This is a genomic window from Streptomyces sp. NPDC047706 (assembly GCF_043204795.1).
GTDB lineage: Bacteria > Actinomycetota > Actinomycetes > Streptomycetales > Streptomycetaceae > Streptomyces.
In genome coordinates this window covers 88933-111956 of sequence record NZ_JBIDCW010000007.1, presented here as the reverse complement: position 1 = coordinate 111956, position 23024 = coordinate 88933, and the positions used below count along the sequence as shown (strand labels likewise).

Sequence of the window (23024 nt, the reverse complement as noted above, 5' to 3'; positions counted from 1 at the left end):
AGCGAGCGCAATACCGCAAAACGGTCATATTTACTCCTAGTCTGACAGTGCGCTCGCCCGTCCTGTCCACAGGGCTTGCGCACCTGTCCCGCTTCGGTTACTGGGAAGGACGGCCCACGCCATGCCCGCAGATCTCGCCGTCATCGGACTCGGCCCGCTCGGCCTGCCGCTGGCCCAGGCCGCTGTCGCCGCCGGCATCCCCACCGTCGGCTACAAGACCGGTCCCGAGCCCGGCTCGCTCAGCCCCGCCGAACTGCGCCGGATGCTCTCGGGGGGCTTCCGGCACGCCGTGGGCCCGAGCGAGCTCGGCCGGGTGCGTACCGCGGTCATCTGCGCCCCGGCCCCCAGGAACGCGGACGGCGGACTGGACCTGAGCCAGGTGGAGGCGGCCGCCCGCACCCTCGCGGCCCGGCTGCGCCCGCACACCACGGTCATCCTGGAGTCGCCGGTGTACCCCGGCACGACCGAGGAATTCCTCCGTCCGCTGCTCGAGGAGTGCTCACGGCTGCGTGCCGGCCGCGACTTCCACCTCGCCTACTCCCCCAGCCGCGTCGATCCCGGCAATCGCGACTTCACCCCTGCCAACACCCCCAAGGTGATCGGCGGCCTGACCCCCGCCTGCACCGAGTCGGCCGCCGCCTTCTACGGCCGCCTCACCGACAAGGTCGTCCGCGCGCGCGGCCCCCGCGAGGCCGAGACCGTGCAGCTCCTGGAGACCAACTACCGGCATGTCAACATCGCCCTGGTCAACGAGATGGCGGTGCTCTGCCACGACTTGGGCGTCGACCTGTGGGACGTCATCCGCTGCGCGGAGACCAAGCCGTTCGGCTTCCAGGCCTTCCGCCCCGGCCCCGGCGTCGGCGGCCACGCCGTCCCGCAGGACCTGACCGGCCGCGCGGGCCGCGGCCTGCGGATGGTGGAACTGGCCCAGCAGGTCAACAGCCGGATGCCCCGCTACGTCGTCCAGCGCGCCGCCACCCTCCTCAACGAGCACGGCAAGTCGGCCCGCGGCGCGCGCGTGCTCCTGCTCGGCGTCACCTACAAGCCCGACCTCGCCGACCAGCAGGCCACTCCCGCCCAGGAGATCGCGATCCGCCTGATGGAGCTCGGCGCCTCCGTCAGCTACCACGACCCGCACATCCCGTCCTGGAACATCCTCGACCGCCCGGTACCGCGCGCCGACTCCCTCTACGAGGCCGCCGCCGAGGCCGACCTCACGATCCTGCTACAGAACCACCGCACCTACGACCTGCAGGGCCTGTCCGTGAAGGCGCAGCTCCTGCTCGACACCCGGGGCACGACTCCGACCGGCGCGGCACACCGGCTCTGATCACCGAGGGCGGGGAATTCGCTGGTGGAACGGGCCGGTGCGGCTGTTACTCTTCGGCGTCCCGGTCGCCCACCGGTGCGCGGGACTCCGCTCGTCCACCAGTCCCGTGGGGGAATCTGTCATGACCCAGTCAGTACCGCCGCGGCCGGCCGGGGGCAACCCGTTCGCCCAGCCGCCGGCCCCCGTCCCGCCGGCCCCGCCCGCTCCCGCGCGCGGGAACGTCGCCCTCGGCGCGCTCACCGCCGTCGTGGTGGCCCTGGTCACCGCCGGGATCTACGGCGCCGTCGTCGGCGCCACCGAGTACGAGATCGGCTTCGCGGCCATCGGCGTGGGCTTCCTCGTCGGTTTCGCGGCCGGCAAGGTCGGCGGCGCCAACCCGGTGCTGCCCCTGCTGAGCGCCGCGCTGTCCCTGGGCGCCGTCTGCCTCGGCCAGCTCATCGGCACCGCGATCCTCGCCGCCGACCTGCTCGGCGTCCCGGCGCCCGAGATGTTCACCGGCCACCTGGACCTGCTGACGGAGGCCTGGCAGGAGTCCGCCGACGCGATGACGTTCCTGTTCCTCGCCATCGGCGCGTTCGCCGCGTACTCCGGCGCCAGGAAGGCGGCGGCCTGACGACACGGCCGAAGGGCCCGTCCACCGAGCGGTGGACGGGCCCTTTCGCGTCGTACGGCCTACCGGCGGTGCTGCGAGTCCGCCACCGTGACCTCGACCCGCTGGAACTCCTTGAGCTCGCTGTAGCCGGTGGTGGCCATGGCGCGGCGCAGGGCTCCGAAGAGGTTCATCGAGCCGTCCGGGGTGTGGGAAGGGCCGGTGAGGATCTCCTCGAGCGTGCCGACCGTGCCGAGGTCGACCTTCTTGCCGCGCGGCAGCTCCTCGTTGACCGCCTCCATGCCCCAGTGGTGGCCCTTGCCCGGGCCGTCCGTGGCGCGCGCCAGCGGGGAGCCCATCATCACCGAGTCCGCGCCGCAGGCGATCGCCTTGGGCAGGTCGCCGGACCAGCCGACACCGCCGTCCGCGATCACGTGCACATAGCGGCCGCCGGACTCGTCCATGTAGTCCCGCCGGGCAGCCGCCACATCGGCGACCGCCGTGGCCATCGGCACCTGGATGCCCAGCACGTTGCGCGTGGTGTGCGCGGCACCGCCGCCGAAGCCGACCAGGACGCCGGCCGCGCCGGAGCGCATCAGATGCAGGGCGGCGGTGTAGGTGGCGCAGCCACCGACGATCACCGGGACGTCCAGCTCGTAGATGAACTGCTTCAGGTTCAGCGGCTCGTGCGAGGACGAGACATGCTCCGCCGAGACCGTCGTGCCGCGGATGACGAAGATGTCCACGCCCGCGTCCACCACGGCCTTGGAGAACTGCGCCGTGCGCTGCGGGGACAGCGCGGCCGCGGTGACCACGCCCGAGTCGCGCACCTCCTTGATGCGCAGCCCGATCAGCTCCTCCTTGATCGGCGCGGCGTAGATCTCCTGGAGGCGGCGGGTGGCGGACTCGGAGGGCAGCTCGGCGATCTCGTCGAGCAGCGGCTGCGGGTCCTCGTACCGCGTCCACAGCCCTTCCAGGTTCAGCACGCCCAGGCCGCCGAGCTCGCCGATACGGATGGCCGTGGCCGGCGAGACGACCGAGTCCATGGGGGCGGCCAGGAAGGGCAGCTCGAAGCGGTAGGCGTCGATCTGCCAGGCGATCGAGACCTCCTTCGGGTCCCGCGTACGGCGGCTGGGGACGACGGCGATGTCGTCGAAGGCGTACGCCCGGCGGCCGCGCTTGCCGCGCCCGATCTCGATCTCAGTCACGTGTGTGGCCTTTCCCTGATGCGTTTCAGCGCCTTCCAGTATCCCCGACGGGCACGGCAAGGGCGGCCCCGGAACCCCGGGACCGCCCCTGAGCAGGCTTCACGCGCGCGCGTGCGTCACTTGCGGCTGTAGTTCGGCGCCTCGACCGTCATCTGGATGTCGTGCGGGTGGCTCTCCTTCAGGCCCGCCGAGGTGATCCGGACGAACCGGCCGCTGGCCTGGAGTTCCGGAACGGTCCGGCCGCCCACGTAGAACATCGACTGGCGCAGACCGCCGACCAGCTGGTGGACGACCGAGGACAGCGGACCCCGGTAGGGCACCTGCCCCTCGATGCCCTCGGGCACCAGCTGCTCGTCGGAGGCGACGCCCTCCTGGAAGTAGCGGTCCTTGGAGAAGGACTTGCGGTCGCCGCGGGACTGCATGGCGCCGAGCGAGCCCATGCCGCGGTACGACTTGAACTGCTTGCCGTTGATGAACATCAGCTCGCCCGGCGACTCCTCGCAGCCCGCGAGCAGCGAACCCAGCATCACCGTGTCGGCGCCCGCGACCAGGGCCTTGGCGATGTCGCCGGAGTACTGCAGACCACCGTCGCCGATGACCGGGATGCCGGCCTCCTTGGCGGCGAGGGAAGCTTCGTAGATGGCCGTGACCTGGGGTACGCCGATGCCGGCGACCACCCGGGTGGTGCAGATGGAGCCGGGGCCGACGCCGACCTTGATGCCGTCCACGCCGGAGTCGATCAGGGCCTGCGCGCCGTCCTTCGTGGCGATGTTGCCGCCGATGACGTCGACGCCTGAGGAGTTCGACTTGATCTTGGCGACCATCTCGCCGACCAGCCGGGAGTGACCGTGCGCGGTGTCGACGACGATGAAGTCGACACCGGCCTCGATGAGCGCCTGGGCGCGCTCGAAGGCGTCACCGGCGACACCGACGGCCGCGCCGACGAGAAGGCGGCCCTCGTCGTCCTTGGCGGCGTTCGGGTACTTCTCCGCCTTGACGAAGTCCTTGACCGTGATCAGACCCTTGAGCACGCCCTCGTCGTCGACCAGCGGCAGCTTCTCGATCTTGTGCTTGCGCAGCAGCTCCATGGCGTCCACGCCCGAGATCCCGACCTTGCCGGTGACCAGCGGCATCGGCGTCATGACCTCGCGGACCCGGCGGGCACGGTCGGTCTCGAACGCCATGTCGCGGTTGGTGACGATGCCGAGCAGCTTCTTGTCGCCGCCGGTGACCGGGACGCCGCTGATGCGGAACTTGGCGCACAGCGCGTCGGCCTCGGCGAGCGTGGCGTCCGGGTGGATGGTGATCGGGTCGGTCACCATGCCGGACTCGGAACGCTTGACCAGGTCGACCTGGTTGGCCTGGTCCTCGATGGACAGGTTCCGGTGCAGCACGCCGACGCCGCCCTGGCGGGCCATCGCGATCGCCATGCGCGACTCGGTGACCTTGTCCATGGCGGCGGACAGCAGCGGGATGTTCACCCGCACGTTCTTGGAGACGTACGAGGCGGTGTCGATCTCGTCGGGTGCCATGTCCGACGCGCCCGGCAGCAGCAGCACGTCGTCGTAGGTCAGCCCGAGGGTCGCGAATTTTCCGGGCACTCCGTCGACGTTGGCAGTCATGACACCTTCCCCAAATGGCCTTGCTCGGTGCGGATGTCCATGCTAACGGGAAGCACGGTGGGCAAATTCCACGGTTGTGGCCGATCGCGGGCTTCGTATGTTCGTACGGAACACCGCTCTCGCGTGTTCATCCGCCGGGCCCGACTACTGCTCGGCCAGCGCCCGCAGTCTGCTCAGCGCGCGGTGCTGGGCCACCCGGACGGCCCCTGGTGACATTCCCAACATCTGGCCGGTCTCCTCCGCCGTGAGGCCCACGGCGATGCGCAGCAGCAGCAGCTCGCGCTGGTTCTCGGGCAGGTTGGCCAGCAGCTTTTTGGCCCACTCGGCGTCGCTGCTGAGCAGCGCCCGCTCCTCGGGGCCGAGCGAGTCGTCCGGCCGCTCGGGCATCTCGTCGGACGGGACCGCCGTCGAGCCGGGATGCCGCATGGCCGCCCGCTGGAGATCGGCGACCTTGTGCGCGGCGATGGCGAAGACGAAGGCCTCGAAGGGGCGCCCGGTGTCCCGGTAGCGCGGCAGCGCGAGCAGGACGGCGACGCAGACCTCCTGGGCCAGGTCCTCCACGAAGTGGCGCGCGTCCCCCGGGAGCCGGGACAGCCGGGTGCGGCAGTAGCGCAGCGCCAGCGGGTGTACATGGGCGAGCAGGTCGTGCGTCGCCTGCTCGTCCCCGTCGACCGCGCGATGGACGAGGGCACCGATCGCCCCTCGGGCTGTGGCCGCCTCGTCGTCACGCATCGGTCCATGGTGCCTTGCGGCCGGATGGTCCGCGGCACTGCCTCCGTTGTTGTGCACCGAAGCGTTATGAGTAGGTGCGCCGGAAGTCATCCCCTGCGCCCTCCCCTTCCGCTCGACCGACTCGTCCCCGAGGAACTCCACACCTCAAGGATGCGGCATCCGCGCCGAAACGAGCAGCGGCCGCCCACCGGCCGGCCCCGCCGCACCCGCCGTCGACGCCCGTCCCGCCCCGGCCCGGGCTCCCGGCGCGGCGGCTGTGACCACGCACGACGGCGCTCCGGGCGACGCGATCACCCGCACGCCCGCCTTCCGCCCACGGCGTTCGGAAATCCCCGGCCCGCGAGGTACCCGGACCGGCACACGGCGAACCCGGGTAGCGGGTGCGCGCGGAGCGAGCCGACGGCTGACGAACGCGGCCGTGACCGGCCCGTCGCAGCACCGGCACTCGGGCGCGCCGGCGGCGCGGACCACCGGTCGTCGTCGGCGGTCGCACGTGCCCGGCACATGCGGCGCCGGGCCGTGGTCCGGCGCTCCGGGCCAGGCTGGGAGGTACCGCCATCGTGTCGCCTCCTCCGCACCCGAGCGGGGACTCGCCGCCCCCCCTCGCCGGGACGCGCGTCAGCGCACCAGGCCCCAGCGGAAGCCGAGCGCCACCGCGTGCGCCCGGTCCGAGGCGCCGAGCTTCTTGAACAGGCGACGGGCGTGCGTCTTGACGGTGTCCTCGGAGAGGAACAGCTCGCGGCCGATCTCGGCGTTGGAGCGGCCGTGGCTCATGCCCTCCAGCACCTGGATCTCCCGTGCGGTGAGCGTCGGCGCCGCCCCCATCTCGGCGGACCGCAGCCGCCGCGGGGCGAGCCGCCAGGTCGGGTCGGCGAGTGCCTGCGTGACCGTGGCGCGCAACTCCGCCCGGGAGGCGTCCTTGTGCAGGTACCCCCGGGCGCCGGCGGCGACCGCGAGGGCCACGCCGTCGAGGTCCTCGGCGACGGTGAGCATGATGATGCGCGCACCGGGGTCGGCGGACAGCAGCCGCCGCACCGTCTCGACGCCGCCCAGTCCGGGCATGCGTACGTCCATCAGAATCAGGTCCGAGCGGTCGGCACCCCAGCGGCGGAGGACTTCCTCGCCGTTGGCCGCCGTCGTCACACGCTCGACACCGGGCACGGTCGCGACCGCGCGGCGGAGCGCCTCTCGGGCAAGCGGGGAGTCGTCGCAGACGAGGACGGAAGTCATGGCCGCCCTCCGCAGCTGATGCGCGTCACCTTGAGCCTCCAGGCTGGTACGAAATCGTCACCTGTGCGGTCGACCGTCTCGGACGCCTGCCCGAGCGCTTGTGTTTTCAACCGCCTCGCACTCTCAACGACGGTCACTCGAAAGAGTTACGGGGCTGTGCGCCGTCTTCGGCACTCTACGTGAGGGCACGGACACGGTGCAGACATGCGCGGGAGACCCACAATCTTTCATCACAACCCATGCCCCATTTAGACCCATTTCTTCCCATCTGCTGGTGTCTGAGGCTAGATTCGCAATGAGTCATATTTTCATCTCCTTAGATCGTAGATGTACGGTCGTGGGCACCGTATCCGCTCAGAACGGCTACAAGGGGTCACGCAATGGCAGATTTCTCCCGCCTTCCCGGACCGAACGCGGACCTTTGGGACTGGCAGCTCCTGGCCGCCTGTCGCGGGGTGGACAGTTCGCTCTTCTTCCATCCGGAGGGTGAGCGCGGGGCGGCGCGGAGCGCTCGCGAGAACTCGGCCAAAGAGGTCTGCATGAGGTGCCCGGTCCGCGCGCAGTGCGCGGCACACGCCCTGGCGGTGCGCGAGCCGTACGGCGTGTGGGGCGGGCTGACCGAGGACGAGCGCGAGGAGCTCATGGGGCGGGCACGCCACCGGCTGGTGCCGGCGTCGACAGGCGGCAATGCCGCTTCGAACACCTGAAGGAACGTTTCTCCAGATGGAGCACACCTGCGCCTGCTCCCACCCTTGACCACGGGGTGCCCAAGACCCTCCGGGACCTGACGGGCGTGGCTACCGGGCCGCCGCCCGCGCCAGCTGGTCCAGCGTCGCCCGCACCGCCGGCACCTGCGCCAGATCGGGCAGCGTCAGCGCGACGATCTCCCTCCGCACCGCCGGTTCCAGCGTCACCGCACGCGCCCCCCGGGGCCGTACGGACTCGATCGCCAGCTGTGGCAGTACCGCCACCCCCAGGCCCGCGCCCACCAGGCCGACCACCGCCGGATAGTCGTCGGTGGCGAAGTCGATGCGCGGTGTGAAGCCGGCGCCCGCGCACACCTCGATCAACTGGCCGCGGCAGCGCGGGCAGCCCGCGATCCACGATTCGCCGTCGAGTTCGCCGATGGCGACGGACCGCGAGCGCGCGAGCCGGTGCCGTTCGGGCACCAGCGCCACCAGGCGGTCGGTCAGCAGCGGCCGTACGACCAGGTCGTCCCACTCCTCGGCGCCCGCCGCCCCCTCGTAACGGAACGCGAGAGCGACATCGCAGTCGCCGGCCCGCAGCTTGTCGACGGACTGCGGCGGCTCGGACTCCTCCAGGGAGACCCGGGTGCCCGGGTGCGCGGCGCGCAGGGCGGCGAGGGCGGTTGGCACGAGAGTGGAGCTGCCGCTGGGGAAGGACACCAGCCGGACCCGACCGGCGCGCAGCCCGGCGATCGCGGCGACCTCCTCCTCGGCGGCGGTGAGCCCGGCGAGGATGCCCGCGGCGTGCCGGACGAGCGCCTCGCCCGCCTGCGTCAGGCGCATCTCCCGGCCGGTGCGCACCAGCAGGGGCGTCCCCACGGACGCTTCCAGCGCCTTCATCTGCTGACTGACGGCGGGCTGTGTGCAGCCCAGCTCGCGTCCAGCGGCGGAGAACGAACCGGTGGCTGCGACGGTGCGCAGGACGCGCAGATGACGGGCCTCGATCACGGACCAAGCATAAGCGAGCCTTGGATACGACGTCGAATAATTCGTCGACACTTTGACTGCCGTCGCCTACCGTTCCGGCATGAGGCTTCTGTCTGTGAACCTGGGCCGAGTGCAGGCCGTCCCCTGCACGGACAACCCCGAAGGCGTGACCGGCATCGACAAGCGCCCGGTCGACCAGCCCGTCCGGGTGGCGGCGCCCGGACCCAAGGGCGTCGGGGGCAGCGGACTGGCCGGCGACGCGGTGTGCCACACGCGGCACCACGGAGGCGACGACCAGGCCGTGTACGCGATGGCACGCGAGGACCTCGACGCGTGGGAAGGGGAACTGGGACGCCCGCTGGCCAACGGCTGCTTCGGCGAGAACCTCACCACGACGGGGATCGACGTCTCCGGCGCGCTGATCGGCGAGCGCTGGCGGATCGGGCGGCAGGTGCTGCTGGAGATCACCTCGCCCCGGATCCCCTGCCGGACGTTCCAGAGCCATCTGGGGGAACGGGGATGGGTGAAGCGGTTCACCCGGCAGGCCGCTCCGGGCGCCTACCTGCGCGTGCTCGAGCCCGGCGAGATCCGTGCGGGTGATCCCGTGGAGATAGTGCACCGGCCCGCCCACGAGGTGACCGTCTCGCTGGCCTTCCGCGCGCGGACGACGCAGACGGCGCTGCTGCCGCGGCTGCTTCAGGCGGGCGACGCCCTGCACCCGGAGTGGCTGGCGAGGGCGCGCGGGTACGCGGCACAGCAGGACGCCTGACCGCAGGTCACGAGGGCATAACCCGCGAAAACTTCACCCTCGGCCGCCGTCGTCCGCCCTTCCGGGTCACTACCCTTGGCCCATGACAACGGCTCTGATTACGGGATCGACCGCGGGAATCGGCGCCGCGTTCGCGCGGCGGCTGGCGGCGGACGGGCACAACCTCGTCCTGGTGGCGCGCGACACCAAACGCCTCCGCGAGCAGGCGACCGAACTGCACGACCGGCACGGCATCGAGGCGGAGGTCCTCACCGCGGACCTGGCGGCGGACACCGGCATCGAGGCGGTCGCCGCCCGCCTCGTCGACCGCAAGAACCCCGTCGACCTCCTGATCAACAACGCCGGCTTCGGCAACAAGGGCCGCTATCTCGACGTCTCCATGGCCGACGAGCTGAAGATGCTCAAGGTGCACTGCGAGGCCGTGCTGCGGCTGACGTCGGCGGCGACCGGGGCGATGCGGGAGCGTGGACGCGGGGGTGTCGTGAACGTCGCCTCGGTGGCTGCCTTCCTCCCCCGCGGCACCTACGGCGCGTCCAAGGCCTGGGTCGTGCAGTTCACCCAGGGCGCGGCCCGCGACCTGGCGGGCAGCGGCGTGCGGCTGATGGCACTGTGCCCCGGCTTCGTCCGGACCGAGTTCCACGAGCGGGCGGGCATGGGCACGGACAACATCCCGGGCTGGATGTGGCTCGACGCGGACAAACTGGTCGCGGCGGCCCTCGCCGACCTGGCCCGCGGCAAGACCGTCTCGATCCCGGACCCCCGCTACAAGGCCCTCATGGGTGTGGTGAAGGTGGCACCCCGCGGACTGCTCGGCGGGGTCAGCTCACGGGCGGGACGCAAGTACGGGCCGCAGTAGGCCGCCCGGGGGACAATGGAGGCGTGCACCGGGCCCAGGGGGGACGGGAGGCGGCGCCATGACATTCGTGCAGGTCATCGACTGCAAGACCAGCCGGTTCCAGGAGCTGGACCGGCTGATGGACGCGTGGGTCGAGCAGACCAGGGGCAAACGGACGGCGACGCACAGTCTGATCGGCAAGGACCGGACCGACGCGTCGCACTTCATCGAGATCGTGGAGTTCCCGTCGTACGAGGAGGCGATGCGGAACTCCACGCTGCCGGAGACCGACCGGATCTTCCGGGAGATCGTCGCGCTCTGCGACGAGGCGCCGAAATTCACCGACCTGGACGTGGTGCGGGACGAGCAGCTGTCCAGCACGACGGTGCGGCGGTTCTTCGCCCTGGCGTCGGCGCCAGGGGAGCTGGCCCCGCTCGACGAGGTCATGGTCGAGCACCATCACCACCACGATCCGGCGAACGTGGAGGACGTGGTCGGGATGGATCACGTCCGGCGCGAGCTGCGCGTGTGGCGGGACGGCTTCGACTTCGAGTTCACCGTCGAGGACCTGATCGCGGAGGGCGACCGGGTGTGCGCGCGATGGTTCTGGAAGGGCACGCACAAGGGCGATTTCCTCGGCATCCCGGCCACGGGCAAGGACGTCACCATGACGGGGACGACCGTCTTCCGCTGCGCCGGTGACGGCAGGCTCGCCGAGGCCTGGTGGGAGTACGACCGGCTGGGGCTGATGGAGCAGCTGGGCGCGTTCGAGGAGATGGAACGGTAGACCCGCGAGGGGAAACGGGGAGGCCCGGCACCCTCCGGTGCCGGGCCTCCTCGGTGCGGTCGTGCGTCAGTGCGCGTGGCCGTGACCGTGGCCGTGGCCCGCGGCCTCCGGCTCCTCTTCCTTCTTCTCGACGACCAGGGTCTCGGTCGTCAGCAGCAGGGAGGCGATGGAGGCGGCGTTCTCCAGGGCGGAGCGGGTGACCTTGACCGGGTCGATGACGCCGGCCTTGACCAGGTCGCCGTACTCGCCGGTGGCGGCGTTGTAACCGCTGCCCTTCTCCAGCTCGGCGACCTTGGAGACGATGACGTATCCCTCCAGGCCCGCGTTCTCCGCGATCCAGCGCAGCGGCTCGACGGCGGCGCGGCGGACGACGGCGACACCGGTGGCCTCGTCGCCCTCCTTGCCGAGGTTGTCGTCCAGCACCTTCACGGCGTGGACGAGCGCGGAGCCACCACCGGAGACGATGCCCTCCTCGACCGCGGCGCGGGTCGCGGAGATGGCGTCCTCCAGACGGTGCTTCTTCTCCTTCAGCTCCACCTCGGTGGCGGCGCCGACCTTGATCACGCACACGCCGCCGGCCAGCTTCGCGAGGCGCTCCTGGAGCTTCTCGCGGTCCCAGTCGGAGTCCGTGGCCTCGATCTCGGCCTTGATCTGCGCGATGCGGCCCTCCACGTCCTCCTTCTTGCCGGCGCCGTCGACGACCGTGGTGTCGTCCTTGGTGACGGTGACGCGGCGGGCGGAGCCGAGGACGTCCAGACCGACCTGGTCGAGCTTGAGGCCGACCTCCTCGGAGATGACCGTGGCGCCGGTGAGGGTCGCCATGTCCTGGAGCATCGCCTTGCGGCGGTCGCCGAAGCCGGGGGCCTTCACCGCGGTGGCGTTGAAGGTGCCGCGGATCTTGTTCACGACGAGGGTGGAGAGGGCCTCGCCCTCGACGTCCTCGGCGATGATCAGCAGCGGCTTCGAGGCGTTGGACTGGATGATCTTCTCCAGCAGCGGCAGGAGGTCCGCGATCGCGGAGATCTTGCCCTGGTGGATCAGGATGTACGGGTCGTCGAGGACGGCCTCCATACGCTCCTGGTCCGTCACGAAGTACGGGGACAGGTAGCCCTTGTCGAAGGCCATGCCCTCGGTGAAGTCCAGCTCCAGGCCGAAGGTGTTGGACTCCTCGACGGTGATGACACCGTCCTTGCCGACCTTGTCCATCGCCTCGGCGATCAGCTCGCCGACCTGCTGGTCCTGGGCGGACAGCGCGGCGACGGCGGCGATGTCGGACTTCTCGTCGATCGGGCGGGCCGAGGCCAGCAGGTCGTCGGAGACGGCCTTCACCGCGGCGTCGATGCCCTTCTTCAGGGCGGCCGGGGAGGCGCCGGCGGCGACGTTCTTCAGGCCCTCGCGAACCAGCGCCTGGGCCAGGACGGTCGCGGTGGTCGTACCGTCACCCGCGATGTCGTTGGTCTTGGTCGCCACCTCCTTCACCAGCTGGGCGCCGAGGTTCTCGTACGGGTCCTCGACCTCGACCTCGCGGGCGATGGTGACGCCGTCGTTGGTGATGGTGGGGGCGCCGAACTTCTTGTCGATGACGACGTTGCGGCCACGGGGGCCGATCGTCACCTTCACCGTGTCGGCGAGCTTGTTGACGCCGCGCTCGAGGGCGCGACGGGCGTCCTCGTCGAACTTCAGGATCTTCGCCATGGCAGCGGGAGCCCTCTCGGAAAGTCTGCGGTAAATGAACTGCGCCCCGGACGCCCGGCTTCGTTATCGGTCGCGGGTGCCAGGGGCGCAGCTCAAAGCGGTGTGCTGTGGGTGAACTACTTCTCGATGATCGCGAGGACGTCGCGAGCCGAGAGGACGAGGTACTCCTCGCCGCTGTACTTCACCTCGGTGCCGCCGTACTTGCTGTACAGAACGACATCGCCGACGGCGACGTCGAGCGGAAGGCGGTTGCCGTCCTCGAAGCGGCCCGGGCCCACGGCCAGGACGACGCCCTCCTGGGGCTTCTCCTTGGCGGTGTCCGGAATGACCAGGCCAGAGGCGGTGGTCTGCTCGGCGTCGAGCGGCTGGACCACGATGCGGTCCTCGAGCGGCTTGATGGCAACCTTGGAGCTGGTGGTCGTCACGATCCGACCTCCCCCTTCGGAGATCTCACGGGGTTAACTGTCTGAGGTGGCGACCAGGTCGATCCGTCGTCGCGGGTGCCGGACCTGCCCGTCGCTGTGTTGGCACTCTCCAGTGGGGAGTGCCAGACCCGAGACTATGACTGTGGTTAGCACTCGGTCAAGCGGAGTGCCAGTTGCCCGTGGCGCGTCGGCCGTACGGCGCCCCCGTACGGCGGTTCGCGCGGCGTGCCGGGCGCCCCGGAGCCGCCCCGCACTCCCCGGCCTTCCCCTCAGAGGTAGTCCTCCAGCCGTCCCACGGTCAGGCCCGCCTCCTGGACCCGGCGGAGCAGGCGGGCCGTGCGTTCGCGCAGCATGGGCTCGGGGCTCTCGGTCGAGGGGACCGAGACGATGTCGCCGGGGCGCAGGCGGGCGGGGCCCTTGGTGAAGGTGAGGTCGGCGGCGTTCATCGTTGCGCGCCAGAGCACGATCGCCGTGATGCCGCAGTCGGCGGCCGCCTTGCGGGTCGTCGTGTCGTACGTGCCGTAGGGCGGCCGGAACAGATGCGGGCGGACACCGAAGCGGGCGCGGAGTTTCTGCTGCTGACCGCAGATCTCGGCGCGCTGCCCGGCGTACGGGAGCCCGCGCAGGGCGGCGTGGTCGAGGGTGTGGTTCTGCACGCTCGCGCCGACCGAGCGCAGGCGCGCGAAGTGGCCGTAGCCGGGGCCGACGACGCTGTCGGTGAGGAACATGCTGACGGGCAGGCGCAGTTCGCGGACCATGTCGACGAAGCGCGGGTCCTTCTCGGCGCCGTCGTCGAAGGTGAGGAAGACGACCTTGCGGGAGGTCGTGATGCGGTCCAGGACCGGGGCGAGCCCGTCCGCCGGCCTGGCGGGGTGGCGCAGCGGCGAGGGCGGCGGGGAGAGCGGCGCGGACAGCCCCCAGCGGCGGTACGGCGGGGGCTGTGTGGCGGTCGAGCCGGGTGCCGCCCCCGCCTCCGCGGACCGCCCGCGCGGGGGGTCGGGCAGGGCGCAGCCGGCGAGCAGGGCCAGCAGCACCGCGGCCCCGGCCGTCCACCCGCGCCGAGTCACAGGTAGTCCTCCAGGCGTCCCACCGCGTATCCCTTCGCCGTGATCTTGTCGAGGAAGACGCGGATCATGTCGGGCATCTCGCCCGCCCAGTCGTCCGTGCCCCGGAAGTGGCTGAGGACGATGTCGCCGGGGTGGATGTCGCGGTCCCACTCGCGGTAGTCCCAGCGGTCGACGAAGACCTCCTCGTTCCACAGCGGGACGTGCGTGATGCCGCAGTCCTTGGCGGCGTGCAGGGTGTCGGAGTTGTAGTTGCCGTAGGGCGGGCGGAACAGGAGCGGGCGTTTGCCGTAGCGCTGCTCGATGACGTCCTGCATGCCGCAGATCTCGTCCCTCTGCTCGGTGTAGGACAGGCCGGGCAGATAGGGGTGGCTGAGGGTGTGGTTGTTCAGGGTCACCCCCCTGGCCTGCATCTTCTTGAAGTAGCCGTAGTCCTCGCTCACCAGGTAGTCGCTGAGGAACGCGGTGTACGGGATCTTGAGGTCGGTCATCATCCGCAGGAACGCGGGGTCCTTCTCGGCGCCGTCGTCGATGGTGAGGAAGACGACCTTCTCCTTGGTGGGGACGGTCGTGAAGACCGGCGGAAGCCCCTGCTCCTCGTGTCCGTCCACCTCGAATCCCTCGCGGGTGGTGATGTGCGGCTTGCGCGCGGGCGGCGCCGGCGCCCTCAGCGGGGTCTGCTTCAGGCCCCAGCGCTTCGCGGCGGCGACCCGCGCGGCGTGCTCGGCGCGGAGTTCGGCGGCGTATTCGTCGAGGGCGCGGGCCGGTGGCGCCTTGAGGGGCGGCGGGGGCGCCTCGTCGCTCCGCGCGCAGCCCGAGGCGAGGGCGGCGGCGGTCAGTACGGCGACTCCCGCCATGGTCGTCGAGGCCCTGTGGCGGCCATTCGGCCCTTTTTTGTCATTTTGTACTACTAGTCCCATGGGGCCGGATCATCCCAGGCCCCACCCCCCGGCCCGCGCTGACACCGCCGCCGGAGGCGGACCATCCACCGACTGGCCGACAATGTCCCGGTGAACGACCTCGCCCCTCTCCTCACCCCCGAAGGCCAGGCCCTCCTCGACGAGGTGCGCGGCACCGACCCCGCCCAGGAACTCGCCGTCGCCACCCGGCTGCGCCGCGACCACCCGGCCGGCCTGGTGTCGGCGGCGCTCGGTCAGGCGCGGCTGCGGCAGCGGGCGGTGGCCAAGTTCGGGGCGGCGGACGCCGGGCGGATGTACTTCACGGCGGACGGGGTCGAGCAGTCGACTCGGGCGAGCGTGGCGACGTACCGCGCCCGGCGTTTCGCCGAACTGGGCGTGACCTCCGTGGCCGACCTGTGCTGCGGCATCGGCGGTGACGCGATCGCCCTCGCCCGCGCCGGGATCCGCGTCCTCGCCGTGGACCGCGACGCGCCGACGGCGGCCGTCGCGCGGGCGAACGCCGAGGCGCTGGGGCTGGACGCGCTGATCGAGGTGCGCGAGGCGGACGTCACCGAGGTGGACTTCTCGGCGTACGACGCGGTGTTCGTGGACCCGGCGCGGCGCGGCGGCCGGGGCCGGATCTTCGATCCGGAGGCGTACTCGCCCCCGCTCTCCTGGGCCGTCCGGGCCGCGGCGACCACCCCGCACGCCGCCCTGAAGGTCGCGCCCGGCATCCCGCACGAGGCGGTTCCCGACGCCGCCGAGGCGGAGTGGATCTCGGACGGCGGGGATGTGAAGGAGGCGGTGCTGTGGTTCGGCACCGAGCCCGGCCTGGTGCGCGCCACCCTCCTCCCCGGCCCCCGCACCCTGCGCTCCCGCGGCCTGCCCGATCCGGCGGTTCGCCCCGTCGGGCGCTATCTGTACGAGCCCGACGGGGCGGTCATCCGCGCCCATCTGGTCGCCGAGGTTGCCGCGGAGCTCGGCGGCGGGCTGATCGACGAGACGATCGCGTACGTCACCGCCGACGAGCGGCACCTCGCACCGTATGCCTCCGCCTACGAGATCACCGACCAACTCCCCTTCAACGTCAAGAAGCTGAAGGCCCTGCTGCGGGAGCGGGAGGTGGGGATCCTGACCGTGAAGAAGCGGGGCTCGGCGGTGGAACCGGAGGAACTGCGCAAGAAGGTGAAGCCGCGGGGACCGCACTCCGCGACGGTGTTCCTCACCCGGGTGGCGGGGGCCCCGACGATGCTGATCGGCCACCCGGCGAGCTGACGGGAGCCCCCAGGGCGCGACGACGGCCTCGCCGATCGCGGAGCCCTCGGCCGGCCCGGGGCTCACCGCGTCGGTGCCGTAGGGAACCCGGTGCTCGCCGGTCGGGTGCGGGGCGCGGGCGCCACTGCGGCACGAGCGACACCGCCGCGACGGTACGGGGGAACGGCTCCTGACGGGGCGTAACCGATGCCGATCAGCCGTACGGGTGATCGGCATCGGCCGCATGAAGCGCCCCGCGGGGTTCCGCCGCCCCGGCCGGCCGCCCCGGCCTACCGCAGCGACTCCCACAGCTGCGCCGCCTCCGGCTCCTGCGCCACCACCCGGTTGCGGTCCGAGGCCGCCGGCACCACCGGCATCGTCACCGTCTCCATGGCGTTTGCCGACAGGCCGCTCAGGCTCTCGCCGAGCGCCGTCAGCTCGGGCAGCGAGTCGAGGCCGGTGTCGGTCGTCAGGCTCCCGGTCACCGCGTCCGCGACCTCGTACAGACGGGCCGGGTCCGACAGCAGGTCGCTCGACGCGGCCTGCTCCAGCAGCGCCTTCACGAGCTGGTGCTGAAGGCCTATGCGCCCCAGATCGCTGCCGTCCCCGATGCCGTGCCGGGTGCGGGCCAGCGCCAGGGCCCGCTCGCCGTCGAGGTGGTGGGTGCCGGCCGCCAGGGTCAGCCGGCTGTCCTCGTCCTCGATGTCCGCCCCGGTGGTGACGGTGACCCCGCCGAGCGCGTCCACCAGCTGGGCGAATCCTGCGAAGTCGATCTCGATGTAGTGGTCCATACGGACGCCGGTCATCACCTCGACGGTCTTCACCGCGCACACCGGACCGCCCAGCTCGTACGCGGTGTTGAACATGACGCCCTGGGCCTCGGCCGCCTCCCCGCCCGACTCCAGCGGGCAGGACGGGCGGGTGACCAGGGTGTCGCGCGGGATGCTGACCACGGTGGCCTCGGTGCGTCCGGCGTCGAGGTGCACGACCATCGCCGTGTCGGACCGGGCTCCGGTGCTGTCACCGCCCCCGAGGGCCTGGTTCTCGGCGCCGGCCCGCGAGTCCGAGCCCAGCACCAGGATGTTCAGCGCCTCGCGGTGCGCCGGGGGGACGGACACGGAGGCGGAGGGCGTCGGCTTCGCCGGGCGGTCGTCCCCGAGGGCGCTGTTGATGTCGACGCTCTTGATGTTGTCGTTCAGCTGCCAGTAGAGCCAGCCCGCCCCGGCACCGCCGAGCCCCAGCACGCCGGCGAGGACGACACCCGCGGCCTTCAGCGGTCCTTTCCGCCGGCTCCCCCTTCCGCCTCCTCGGCCTCCCCGGCCTCCCCGGCCTTCAGGACTCCCGTCGCCGTCCCCGTTCCCGCCATGTTCCGTTATGTGTCCCGTCACGAACAGGAACGTACGTCCGAATTGTTTCGCGTGGGGGCGCGAACCCCGTTTTCTTCGGAGAATCTAAGACTTCATCCGACGCCCGGCAGTCCGGACGCGCCCTCACTCCTCGGCCACCGACTCGAACCGCCACCGGTGCACCGCCCGCGTGACCAGCTCCCCGTCCGGTTCCGGCAGTTCCGGGAGGACGGCGTCGTGGGCCGCGTCCCACCAGGTGATGACGAGGACCCGGTCCTGCGGGGCGCGGAAGGTCTCCCGGCGCAGCGGGCCAGGGACGAGACGCTGGGCGCGTGCCCACGCCAGCAGGTCCTCGCCCCGCCCGGGTACCGCCCGCGCCTCCCACATCAACGCGACCGTCACGAGTACAGGTTCTCCCTGCTGACCTCGTGCACATGGTCGTGCCCGGGCACGTGCGGGTCCGTCACCGGCAGCGACGAGTCCGCCGACAGGTCCCAGCCGGACGCCGACCGGTTGCGGGCCACCATCTCCGCGCCCAGCGCCGCGACCATCGCGCCGTTGTCGGTGCACAGCTTGGGCCGGGGCACCCGCAGGCGGATGCCGGCGGCCTCGCAGCGCTCCTGGGCGAGGGCGCGCAGCCGGGAGTTGGCAGCGACTCCGCCTCCGATCATCAGGTGGTCGACGCCCTCGTCACGGCAGGCCCGCACGGCCTTCCGCGTCAGCACGTCCACGACCGCCTCCTGGAAGGACGCCGCCACGTCCCGCACCGGCACGTCCTCGCCGGCCGCCCGCTTGGCCTCGATCCAGCGCGCCACGGCGGTCTTCAGCCCGGAGAAGGAGAAGTCGTACGCCGGGTCGCGCGGGCCGGTCAGGCCGCGTGGGAACGCGATCGCCTCCGGGTCGCCCTCGCGCGCGTAGCGGTCGATGACCGGGCCGCCGGGGAAGCCCAGGTTCAGCACCCGGGCGATCTTGTCGAAGGCCTCGCCGGCCGCGTCGTCGATGGTGGCGCCCATCGGCCGCACGTCGGAGGTGATGTCGGAGGAGAGCAGCAGCGACGAGTGGCCGCCGGACACCAGCAGGGCCATCGTCGGCTCGGGCAGCGGCCCGTGCTCCAGCTGGTCCACGCAGATGTGCGAGGCGAGGTGGTTGACGCCGTACAGGGGCTTGCCGAGCGCGTACGCGTACGCCTTCGCTGCCGACACGCCGACCAGCAGCGCGCCCGCCAGACCCGGCCCGGCCGTCACCGCGATGCCGTCCAGGTCCTTCGCGCCGACCCCCGCCTCCTTCAGCGCCCGGTCGATGGTCGGGATCATCGCCTCCAGGTGCGCGCGGGACGCGACCTCGGGCACCACGCCGCCGAAGCGGGCGTGCTCGTCGACGCTGGAGGCGACGGCGTCCGCGAGCAGTGTGGTGCCGTGCACGACGCCCACACCGGTCTCGTCGCAGGAGGTCTCGATCCCCAGCACCAGGGGTTCGTCAGCCATGTCGGATCTCGGTTCCTTGTACGGAGGTTGCTGGGTCGGTCAGGCGCATCACCAGGGCGTCCACGTTCCCCGGCTGGTAGTAGCCGCGCCGGAAACCGATGCCCTCGAAGCCGAAGCGCTCGTAGAGCTTCTGCGCGCGGACGTTGTCGACCCGGCATTCGAGCATCACCTCGGTGCACTCGAACGCGGTCGCCGCCCGCAGCAGTTCGGTCAGCAGCCGCCCGCCGAGGCCGCTGCCCCAGTAGGCGCGGGCGACGGCGATGGTCTGGACGTCGGCGATGTCACCGGCGGCGGCGAGCCCGGCGTACCCGGCGATCCGGTCGCCGTCCTGGGCGACGAAGTACCGCCGGGACGCGCCGGGGCCGCGGGCGTGGGCGAGTTCGGACCAGAACATGCCGCGCGACCAGGCGTCGTCGGGGAACAGGTCCCGCTCCAGCTCCAGCACGGCGTCGATGTCCCACCAGCGCATCTCCCGCAGCACGGGCGTCACGGGCTCGGTCACCTCGGTCACTTGGGCGTGACCACCTTGTAGTTCTTGGGCACCTGGGCGTCCGGGCGGCGCAGGTACAGCGGCCGGGCGGGGGGCAGTTCCCCGCCCTCGTCCAGCCGCTCGACCGCGAGCCGGGCGAGTGCGGCGGCCGAGACGTGCTCGGGCTCGTGCGCCACCGGGAAGGTGTCCGGGTAGAGCAGCGCGCCCGCGCCGACGGCGGGCAGGCCCTCGACCTGTCCGGCGATGTCGGCGGGCCGGTCGACGGCCGGGTCGGTGACGCGGGTACGGGAGTCCTCGTACCGCGCCCAGTAGACCTCCTTGCGCCGGGCGTCGGTCGCCACGACGAAGGGGCCCTCCATGTCGGTCGCGTAGGCGAGCCCGTCCAGCGTGCACACGCCGTGCACGGGGACCCCGAGGGCGAGCCCGAAGGTGTCGGCGGTCATCAGCCCGACGCGCAGCCCGGTGTACGGCCCCGGGCCGATCCCTACGACGATCCCGGTGACGGCGTCGAGTTTCGTTCCGGCGTCGGTCAGGACGCGATCGACGGCCGGAAGCAGCAGCTCACCGTGCCGGCGGGCGTCCACCTGGCTCGACGAGGCGATGACGTCCGTGCCGTCGTGCAGGGCGACGGTCACGGCGGGGGTGGCGGTATCCAGAGCGAGCAAGAGCACGCAATCAGCGTACGGCTCCTCGCGCCCGGTGGCCGACGCCATGGCACCGACGGCCCCCGGCGGCCCCGACACGGTGCCCGGTCACGGCCGCGGCCGCCCCGATCCATCCCCTGAGTACTGCTACCGTCACCTAACGTAACCATACCCAGGACGGACGACGCGGAGGTGGGCGCCGTGGCCAGCACCAGCGCCGGAATCGTGACCGGGCTGACGGCGGCCGCCCTCACGGCGGTCGGCTTCCTCGCCTACCAGGCGGCGGCGACCGTCCCCGCCGGGATGTCGCCGGACGGCGCCGGCGGCTCGCCCGCGGCGGTCGCGTCCAAGGCCCCCCGGGACAAGCGGCACCCCACCGCCCTGCCCGGCGGCTCCGGCACCGGCGAACGGGTCGTGTACTCGCTCGACGACGACCGGGTGTGGCTGGTCGGCCCGCGCGACACGGTCCAGCGCACGTTCAGGGTCATGCCCAGCGCGGTCGACCCGGCACCGGGCACCTACGCGGTGACGTCCCGCTCCGGCGAGACCACCGGATCCGACGGCATCCCCGTCGAGCACGTCGTCCGTTTCACCAGCGTCGACGGGGTGGTCATCGGCTTCAGCGCCGCGGTCGACGGCTCCACGCTGCCCCCCGACCCCGCTGTGCGCACAGGGGGCATCCGGCAGACGCAGGAGGACGGGGACGCGATGTGGATGTTCGCGACGATCGGGCAGAAGGTCGTCGTCATCCGCTAGACCCAACCTGCGAAGTCCGGGGCCAGACGCCGGCGTCGTGCGTCGCCAGGCGCTCGTCCGCTCCCCGCTATGCGGCCTCGCGGTGCTCCACCCGCTGCCGGGGCGCCGGCGGCTCGGGGGCGCGCGGCGGGGTGGAGATCGCGGCCGCGGCGGCGCAGGACGCCAGCAGATCGCGCATGGACGGCCCGGCGGGCGGGCGCTGCGGTGTGCGGTCCGTGGTCGGCATGACGCCTCCTGAGGGCGGGGGCGGAGCTGGCCGGACGTAACTTAGGTACACCTAACCAGCGACTGGATACCATGTGACCACGTCCGGGTCACCGGACGCAACATCTTGCCGACGTCTTGTCGGAACCTCTTGCCGGAACGTCTTGCCGGAACGTCTCATGAGGTGACGTCCCGTGACGTCACGCCGACAGCGACGCCAGGTCCACCGCCGCCCAGCGCTCACCGAGCCCCGTGAGCGTCACGTGCCGTACCTCGTCCGTCGTGTCGCCCACGGCGCGGTGGACGGTGAGGTGCAGCCGGTCCTCGGTCAGCTCCTCGACCTTGCCCTCGCCCCACTCCACGACGACCACGGACTCGGGCAGCGAGACGTCGAGGTCGAGGTCCTCCATCTCGTCCAGCCCGCCGCCCAGGCGGTACGCGTCCACATGGACGAGCGGCGGCCCGTCCTCCAGGGACGGGTGGACGCGGGCGATCACGAACGTCGGCGAGGTCACCGCCCCGCGTACTGCGAGACCTTCACCGAGCCCCCGGGTCAGCGTGGTCTTGCCCGCGCCGAGCTCCCCGCTGAGCATGACCAGGTCTCCGGCGCGCAGCAGTTTGGCGAGCCGGCGGCCGAGGTCGCGCATCTGCTCGGGCGAGTGGACGATCAGCTCGGTCTCAGCCGGGTTGTGCGGTGCCGCTGGTGCTTCCATAGCCACCCACGGTAGCCCCTGCCGGCACGGCACCCGCGCGGGTGAGCAGGTCGGCGAGCCGGTCGGTGACCACTTCCGGGTGCTCCAGCATCACCAGGTGCCCCGCGTCCGGTACGAGGACCAGCTCCGCGTCCGGCAGCAGACCGGCGATGGCCTCGCTGTGCTCGCTCGGCGTGACGAGATCCTTGAGCCCGGCCAGCACCAGAACGGGCAGATCCGCGAAGTGGGCGAGCGCCTCGGTCTTGTCGTGGTCGGTGAACGCCGGGTAGAACTCGGCGACGACGTCGATCGGAGTGCCCTCGATCATCCGCTCGGCGAACCGTGCCACGGCCGGATCGATGTCCCGGGAGGCGAACGAGTACCGCTTGATGATCCCGGCGAACAGATCGGCGACCGCCCGCCGCCCCTTCTCCACCAGCTCCGCCTGCTGTCCCAGCGCCCGCAGCACGCCGGGCAGCACCCGCCGCACCGCGTTGACGCCGGCGACCGGCAGCCCGAAGTTGACCTCGCCGAGCTTCCCCGACGACGTACCGACGAGGGCGACCGCGACCACCCGGTCACGGATCAGCTCGGGACACTGCTCGGCCAGCGCCATCATGGTCATGCCGCCCATGGAGTGCCCGACCAGCACGATCGGCCCCTCGGGCACGGCCGCGTCGAGCACGGCCCTCAGATCCCGCCCGAGCTGGTCGATGGTGACCGGCGCACCGTCCTGGACCTGCGCCGCCCCGCGGCCGGACCTGCCATGGCTGCGCTGGTCCCAGTGCACGGTCCGGACGACGCCCCGCAGTGCCGCCCGCTGGAAGTGCCAGGAGTCCTGGCTGAGGCAGTAGCCATGGCTGAAGACGACGGTGACGGGTGCGGGGGCCTTGCGCCCGAACAGCCGGCGCCGCCGTGGCGAGACGCCCGCCTCGGCCTCGACCTCGTCCACCTCGTAGTACAGCTCCGTGCCGTCGTCGCCGTACGCCCGGCCGGGTGTGCCGCGCAGCGCGCCGTACGGTCCCGTCGAGTCGAGGGCGAGCCGGGCCCTTCTGCGCATGCCGCGCCCGACGGTCATCCGTTCTATCGCGACGCCGGCGGCCGCGCCGGCCGCGATCACGCCTATGGCGGCGCCGGCGACACCGGTCACCTTGCGCCAGTTTCCGGCCACCCCCGTGGCGGAAGCGACGGCCGCGGCGGCGTCGGCAACGCCCCCCGCACTGCTCTCGCTCACGTACCGCTCCTCTTCGCCGGATCGTCGTCGTTCGTCTGTGGGTCGGTGGGTCTGGTGGAACT

At 71.8% G+C, this 23024-nt stretch carries 25 protein-coding genes; 8 read left to right on the top strand and 17 right to left on the bottom strand.

What is annotated here, in order from left to right; genetic code table 11:
• The first annotated feature begins 121 nt into the window (after positions 1–121).
• Both ACGF8A_RS10855 and ACGF8A_RS10850 read left to right on the top strand, forming a co-directional pair.
• Complete coding sequence (locus ACGF8A_RS10855) at positions 122–1330, top strand: nucleotide sugar dehydrogenase (RefSeq protein ID WP_393106445.1); 1209 nt, start codon at positions 122–124, stop codon at positions 1328–1330.
• A 121-nt stretch (positions 1331–1451) separates the two neighbouring features.
• Positions 1452–1943 (top strand): hypothetical protein, encoded by a 492-nt coding sequence (locus tag ACGF8A_RS10850; RefSeq protein WP_393106443.1) that lies wholly within the window; start codon positions 1452–1454, stop codon positions 1941–1943.
• A gap of 59 nt (positions 1944–2002) precedes the next feature.
• Here ACGF8A_RS10850 and ACGF8A_RS10845 read toward each other — a convergent pair whose 3' ends face one another.
• The 4 genes from ACGF8A_RS10845 to ACGF8A_RS10830 form a co-directional block, all read right to left on the bottom strand.
• The gene (locus ACGF8A_RS10845; RefSeq protein WP_393106441.1) at positions 2003–3127 is read right to left on the bottom strand and encodes a GuaB3 family IMP dehydrogenase-related protein; all 1125 of its coding nucleotides are present in this window, start codon (positions 3125–3127) and stop codon (positions 2003–2005) included.
• A 116-nt stretch (positions 3128–3243) separates the two neighbouring features.
• Complete coding sequence (gene guaB / locus ACGF8A_RS10840) at positions 3244–4749, bottom strand: IMP dehydrogenase (protein WP_393106439.1); 1506 nt, start codon at positions 4747–4749, stop codon at positions 3244–3246.
• 144 nt (positions 4750–4893) lie between these two features.
• On the bottom strand, positions 4894–5481 hold the full coding sequence (locus ACGF8A_RS10835) for a sigma-70 family RNA polymerase sigma factor (RefSeq protein ID WP_393106437.1): 588 nt from the start codon (positions 5479–5481) through the stop codon (positions 4894–4896).
• Positions 5482–6099: 618 nt separating this feature from the next.
• Positions 6100–6711, bottom strand: a complete 612-nt coding sequence (locus ACGF8A_RS10830; protein WP_003948568.1) for a response regulator transcription factor — start codon at positions 6709–6711, stop codon at positions 6100–6102.
• Positions 6712–7091: 380 nt separating this feature from the next.
• Here ACGF8A_RS10830 and ACGF8A_RS10825 point away from each other — a divergent pair, with 380 nt between their 5' ends.
• Positions 7092–7418, top strand: a complete 327-nt coding sequence (locus ACGF8A_RS10825) for a WhiB family transcriptional regulator (protein WP_393106435.1) — start codon at positions 7092–7094, stop codon at positions 7416–7418.
• 90 nt (positions 7419–7508) lie between these two features.
• Here ACGF8A_RS10825 and ACGF8A_RS10820 read toward each other — a convergent pair whose 3' ends face one another.
• Complete coding sequence (locus ACGF8A_RS10820) at positions 7509–8405, bottom strand: LysR family transcriptional regulator (protein WP_393106433.1); 897 nt, start codon at positions 8403–8405, stop codon at positions 7509–7511.
• Between the two features lie 79 nt (positions 8406–8484).
• Between ACGF8A_RS10820 and ACGF8A_RS10815 the strand changes: the two genes are divergently transcribed.
• The 3 genes from ACGF8A_RS10815 (at position 8485) to ACGF8A_RS10805 (ending at position 10775) form a co-directional block, all read left to right on the top strand.
• Complete coding sequence (locus ACGF8A_RS10815; protein ID WP_393106431.1) at positions 8485–9153, top strand: MOSC domain-containing protein; 669 nt, start codon at positions 8485–8487, stop codon at positions 9151–9153.
• Between the two features lie 82 nt (positions 9154–9235).
• Positions 9236–10009, top strand: coding sequence for an SDR family NAD(P)-dependent oxidoreductase (locus ACGF8A_RS10810; RefSeq protein WP_393106429.1), 774 nt, complete (start codon positions 9236–9238; stop codon positions 10007–10009).
• Positions 10010–10067: 58 nt separating this feature from the next.
• On the top strand, positions 10068–10775 hold the full coding sequence (locus ACGF8A_RS10805; RefSeq protein WP_393106427.1) for an ester cyclase: 708 nt from the start codon (positions 10068–10070) through the stop codon (positions 10773–10775).
• 66 nt (positions 10776–10841) lie between these two features.
• On the opposite strand, the gene groL is transcribed toward ACGF8A_RS10805, so the two are convergent.
• The 4 genes from groL to ACGF8A_RS10785 all read right to left on the bottom strand — a co-directional run bounded on the left by groL (position 10842) and on the right by ACGF8A_RS10785 (position 14816).
• The gene (groL, locus tag ACGF8A_RS10800) at positions 10842–12470 is read right to left on the bottom strand and encodes a chaperonin GroEL (protein WP_393106425.1); all 1629 of its coding nucleotides are present in this window, start codon (positions 12468–12470) and stop codon (positions 10842–10844) included.
• A 116-nt stretch (positions 12471–12586) separates the two neighbouring features.
• Positions 12587–12895, bottom strand: coding sequence for a co-chaperone GroES (gene groES / locus ACGF8A_RS10795; protein WP_201876789.1), 309 nt, complete (start codon positions 12893–12895; stop codon positions 12587–12589).
• 269 nt (positions 12896–13164) lie between these two features.
• Entirely contained in the window at positions 13165–13962 is a 798-nt protein-coding gene (locus ACGF8A_RS10790; protein WP_393106423.1) for a polysaccharide deacetylase family protein, read from the bottom strand.
• Positions 13959–14816, bottom strand: coding sequence for a polysaccharide deacetylase family protein (locus tag ACGF8A_RS10785; protein WP_393106421.1), 858 nt, complete (start codon positions 14814–14816; stop codon positions 13959–13961). Before ACGF8A_RS10785 ends, ACGF8A_RS10790 begins: the two co-directional genes overlap by 4 nt.
• A 153-nt stretch (positions 14817–14969) precedes the next feature.
• Between ACGF8A_RS10785 and ACGF8A_RS10780 the strand changes: the two genes are divergently transcribed.
• Positions 14970–16133 (top strand): methyltransferase domain-containing protein, encoded by a 1164-nt coding sequence (locus ACGF8A_RS10780; protein ID WP_393106419.1) that lies wholly within the window; start codon positions 14970–14972, stop codon positions 16131–16133.
• A 269-nt stretch (positions 16134–16402) separates the two neighbouring features.
• Here ACGF8A_RS10780 and ACGF8A_RS10775 read toward each other — a convergent pair whose 3' ends face one another.
• The 5 genes from ACGF8A_RS10775 to tsaB all read right to left on the bottom strand — a co-directional run bounded on the left by ACGF8A_RS10775 (position 16403) and on the right by tsaB (position 20103).
• Positions 16403–17500 carry an LCP family protein gene (locus tag ACGF8A_RS10775; RefSeq protein WP_393106417.1) on the bottom strand — a complete coding sequence of 366 codons (1098 nt, stop codon included), beginning with the start codon at positions 17498–17500 and terminating at the stop codon, positions 16403–16405.
• A gap of 102 nt (positions 17501–17602) precedes the next feature.
• Complete coding sequence (locus tag ACGF8A_RS10770; RefSeq protein WP_393106415.1) at positions 17603–17860, bottom strand: hypothetical protein; 258 nt, start codon at positions 17858–17860, stop codon at positions 17603–17605.
• Positions 17857–18942 carry a tRNA (adenosine(37)-N6)-threonylcarbamoyltransferase complex transferase subunit TsaD gene (tsaD, locus tag ACGF8A_RS10765; RefSeq protein ID WP_393106413.1) on the bottom strand — a complete coding sequence of 362 codons (1086 nt, stop codon included), beginning with the start codon at positions 18940–18942 and terminating at the stop codon, positions 17857–17859. The genes ACGF8A_RS10770 and tsaD overlap by 4 nt, the downstream gene beginning before the upstream one ends.
• Positions 18935–19444, bottom strand: coding sequence for a ribosomal protein S18-alanine N-acetyltransferase (gene rimI, locus ACGF8A_RS10760; RefSeq protein WP_393106720.1), 510 nt, complete (start codon positions 19442–19444; stop codon positions 18935–18937). Before rimI ends, tsaD begins: the two co-directional genes overlap by 8 nt.
• Before the next feature lie 5 nt (positions 19445–19449).
• Positions 19450–20103 carry a tRNA (adenosine(37)-N6)-threonylcarbamoyltransferase complex dimerization subunit type 1 TsaB gene (tsaB, locus tag ACGF8A_RS10755; protein WP_393106411.1) on the bottom strand — a complete coding sequence of 218 codons (654 nt, stop codon included), beginning with the start codon at positions 20101–20103 and terminating at the stop codon, positions 19450–19452.
• 174 nt (positions 20104–20277) lie between these two features.
• On the opposite strand from tsaB, the gene ACGF8A_RS10750 reads away from it, so the two are divergent.
• Positions 20278–20832, top strand: coding sequence for a hypothetical protein (locus tag ACGF8A_RS10750; RefSeq protein ID WP_393106409.1), 555 nt, complete (start codon positions 20278–20280; stop codon positions 20830–20832).
• Between the two features lie 67 nt (positions 20833–20899).
• Here ACGF8A_RS10750 and ACGF8A_RS10745 read toward each other — a convergent pair whose 3' ends face one another.
• The 3 genes from ACGF8A_RS10745 to ACGF8A_RS10735 all read right to left on the bottom strand — a co-directional run bounded on the left by ACGF8A_RS10745 (position 20900) and on the right by ACGF8A_RS10735 (position 22962).
• Entirely contained in the window at positions 20900–21058 is a 159-nt protein-coding gene (locus ACGF8A_RS10745; protein WP_393106407.1) for a hypothetical protein, read from the bottom strand.
• A gap of 178 nt (positions 21059–21236) precedes the next feature.
• On the bottom strand, positions 21237–21749 hold the full coding sequence (tsaE, locus tag ACGF8A_RS10740; protein ID WP_393106405.1) for a tRNA (adenosine(37)-N6)-threonylcarbamoyltransferase complex ATPase subunit type 1 TsaE: 513 nt from the start codon (positions 21747–21749) through the stop codon (positions 21237–21239).
• A complete protein-coding gene (locus ACGF8A_RS10735) occupies positions 21715–22962 on the bottom strand; it encodes an alpha/beta fold hydrolase (protein WP_393106403.1) in 1248 nt (415 codons plus the stop codon). Before ACGF8A_RS10735 ends, tsaE begins: the two co-directional genes overlap by 35 nt.
• Positions 22963–23024 lie beyond the last annotated feature (62 nt).

Coding starts and splice junctions, on each gene's coding strand:
- ACGF8A_RS10855 (WP_393106445.1), top strand. CDS start 122: ATGCCCGCAGATCTCGCCGTCATCGGACTCGGCCCGCTCGGCCTGCCG.
- ACGF8A_RS10850 (WP_393106443.1), top strand. CDS start 1,452: ATGACCCAGTCAGTACCGCCGCGGCCGGCCGGGGGCAACCCGTTCGCC.
- guaB (WP_393106439.1), bottom strand. CDS start 4,749: ATGACTGCCAACGTCGACGGAGTGCCCGGAAAATTCGCGACCCTCGGG.
- ACGF8A_RS10835 (WP_393106437.1), bottom strand. CDS start 5,481: ATGCGTGACGACGAGGCGGCCACAGCCCGAGGGGCGATCGGTGCCCTC.
- ACGF8A_RS10830 (WP_003948568.1), bottom strand. CDS start 6,711: ATGACTTCCGTCCTCGTCTGCGACGACTCCCCGCTTGCCCGAGAGGCG.
- ACGF8A_RS10825 (WP_393106435.1), top strand. CDS start 7,092: ATGGCAGATTTCTCCCGCCTTCCCGGACCGAACGCGGACCTTTGGGAC.
- ACGF8A_RS10815 (WP_393106431.1), top strand. CDS start 8,485: ATGAGGCTTCTGTCTGTGAACCTGGGCCGAGTGCAGGCCGTCCCCTGC.
- ACGF8A_RS10810 (WP_393106429.1), top strand. CDS start 9,236: ATGACAACGGCTCTGATTACGGGATCGACCGCGGGAATCGGCGCCGCG.
- ACGF8A_RS10805 (WP_393106427.1), top strand. CDS start 10,068: ATGACATTCGTGCAGGTCATCGACTGCAAGACCAGCCGGTTCCAGGAG.
- groL (WP_393106425.1), bottom strand. CDS start 12,470: ATGGCGAAGATCCTGAAGTTCGACGAGGACGCCCGTCGCGCCCTCGAG.
- ACGF8A_RS10785 (WP_393106421.1), bottom strand. CDS start 14,816: ATGGCGGGAGTCGCCGTACTGACCGCCGCCGCCCTCGCCTCGGGCTGC.
- tsaD (WP_393106413.1), bottom strand. CDS start 18,942: ATGGCTGACGAACCCCTGGTGCTGGGGATCGAGACCTCCTGCGACGAG.
- ACGF8A_RS10745 (WP_393106407.1), bottom strand. CDS start 21,058: ATGCCGACCACGGACCGCACACCGCAGCGCCCGCCCGCCGGGCCGTCC.
- tsaE (WP_393106405.1), bottom strand. CDS start 21,749: ATGGAAGCACCAGCGGCACCGCACAACCCGGCTGAGACCGAGCTGATC.